At 44.5% G+C, this 2201-nt stretch carries 2 protein-coding genes and 1 pseudogene; 2 read left to right on the top strand and 1 reads right to left on the bottom strand.

What is annotated here, in order from left to right; translation table 11 throughout:
- Positions 1-460, bottom strand: a 460-nt coding sequence (locus METMK1DRAFT_RS00545) for a ParA family protein (protein ID WP_009069512.1), incomplete at its 3' end; no start/stop codon positions are given.
- A 346-nt stretch (positions 461-806) separates the two neighbouring features.
- Between METMK1DRAFT_RS00545 and METMK1DRAFT_RS15845 the strand changes: the two are divergent.
- Together METMK1DRAFT_RS15845 and METMK1DRAFT_RS00540 are read left to right on the top strand one after the other, a co-directional pair.
- Positions 807-1269: pseudogene (locus METMK1DRAFT_RS15845) on the top strand (helix-turn-helix domain-containing protein).
- A partial coding sequence (locus METMK1DRAFT_RS00540; protein ID WP_048087269.1) for an IS200/IS605 family accessory protein TnpB-related protein occupies positions 1241-2201 on the top strand: 961 nt, incomplete at its 3' end. The pseudogene METMK1DRAFT_RS15845 and the gene METMK1DRAFT_RS00540, both read left to right, overlap by 29 nt.

Here is a 2201-nt window from a genome sequence, read left to right as displayed (position 1 = left end):
TTTGGGAGCTTGGATAGACTGCCCTGAAAACTTCCAGCTCATGTCTCACAACATCATCTGATGGAGTCACTAAAGGTAGGTTATCCACAACGGCGAAATGGTAACTCCTCTTTCCCAAGATCTCCCTGTATGTGACCTCTAACTCAGCCCTAAGAGCGGGGTCGGCCTGGATTACTGCCATATCGCTCTTGAACCTCATGCCGTCTCCGAAGAGCTTCAACACGGTCAAGGTACCTCTGCCCATCCTGATCTCTCTCAAAGGTAAAGGGCCTCGCCCCTCTACTGCCTTCGCTAGTAGACCATACTCCCTAATACCTGCGAGGAAAGAGGCGAAGCCCAGGATGTCCCTGTCTATAAACAGAACCTCCCTCCCGTTCAGTGCCAACTCTCTCGCCAAGCCCAAAGCGATGGTAGACTTCCCAACTCCCCCTTTGGCACCATGGATGGATATTCTGAACATATCTTCTTCTTTTTTTGTACACTTAGTTTTTCTCTAAAAAACTTTCGGTTCATCATGACAGTATTTTCCAGGAAGCCGACATCGGAACCTTCACTGATATTTCATAATCTATATCATTGATCAATGTTAACTTAACGCTCCTCACGAGAGTATTTTGGGCGATTCGGGTTTCCTTCTCGAATTACGTTGTCTACGCTTGATCGGGCCAAATCACCTTATCCCTCACCTTAAACTGACTAGGCTTTACATTTATTCTTTCGGACGTTCATTAAATAAGGCAAATTAGCACCAGAGACTATAGCACTTTCACCTAACTTTTAAATACTTCTAGTTACTTTTAATTACTGTGGAGAGGTATCTAACACCTAGTGAGGTTGCTGAAATATTCGGCGTGAGTAGGAGTGGTGTCATTAAGTAAGGGAGGGGAAGATAAAGGTTGTTGAGGTTAACGGTAGGTGGAGAATACCTTACAGCGAAATTGATTGTTGTCTGGCGGTGGAAGGGTCAAACAAGTAGCGATATGCAAGGGTTTCGTGAACGCAAAAGGAGGAATTGGAGAGGCAGTTGGGCGCATTGAGAGAGTGGGTTAGGAAAACTCTCGGTGAAGTGAGTGTGATAGAAGGATATAGGTTCCGGATTGAAAGAGGATAGGGGAGGGTTAAAGAAGTTATATGATAAGGATTACACGCAGGAGTTGATGGAGGACTCTGTAGAAATCGTCAAGTCATTTGCCTAGAATTTACGGCCACAGATCTCACAGATATGAGAAGGTGGTAAAATGTGTTGAAAACCTTGAAAAGGACGGTTAAACTAGAGGGTGACTTCTTGAACGAGTGGAAGTACCGCGTTCTTAAGGAGGTTGAGGAACATCAGAGGAAGTTCGTTAATGAAATGATTGAGGTAATCCTATCAGAGGGCTTACAGACCACTAGGAAGAAGTTGCACGAGAGATTTTACAGTCATTATAAGGAGAAGTACCCCTTCCTACCTTCAAGGGTTATTGAAGGTTCTTATATCGTTGCTGGAAGGATTGTTAAGAGTTTTAGGGAGAGGAGGAAGAGAGGGTTAACGAGGAAGGATAAACCAGAGTATAAGAGGGTTATGATCACTATTCCTAACATGGTTAATTGGAGGTTTAACAAGGTCTTAGTGAGCGTCCTAACCCACAAGGGTTGGGTCGAGATACCCCTCAAGTTCACCAAGCAATTTACCCGCTACGTACATGAAGGTTGGAGGGTTTCACAAGAGCTTAAGCTGAGGTTAGTGGGTAGGAAAGTCCTAGTTTGGTTGACTTTTGAGAAGGAGGTTGAGGTTGAGTCCAAGGAGGGCAATCACATCTCTATTGACGTTAATGAGAATAACGTCACGGTAGCGGTCTTCGAGGGTTTTAAACTCAAGGAGTTGAGGAGATATGAGACTGGGTTAGGGAGGATTGTCATGAACTACTCCTTGAGGAGGGAAGAGATTACTAAGGGACACTCAACTAAGGACGAGTTAATTAAGAAGAAGTTGAGGAAATTAAGGGAGAGGGAGAGGAAAACTGACGTGTTGAGGAAGACTGTTAAGAGGATAACAGAGCTTGCTAGGAGTTTAAGTGCCAAAGTCGTAGTAGGTGAGTTCTCCTCAAGGTCTAAGGAGAAGATGGAGGGTAACAAGACTGCTAAGCTTAGGCATAGGATTCACCAGTGGAGTGTTGTTAAATTCCTGGAGATGTTGAAAACTCAGCCGATAGACGTCGATG

It is taken from the genome of Metallosphaera yellowstonensis MK1 (genome assembly GCF_000243315.1).
Classification (GTDB): domain Archaea; phylum Thermoproteota; class Thermoprotei_A; order Sulfolobales; family Sulfolobaceae; genus Metallosphaera; species Metallosphaera yellowstonensis.
The sequence above is the reverse complement of the archived record's forward strand: the minus strand, read 5'-3'. Positions and strand labels throughout refer to the sequence as shown.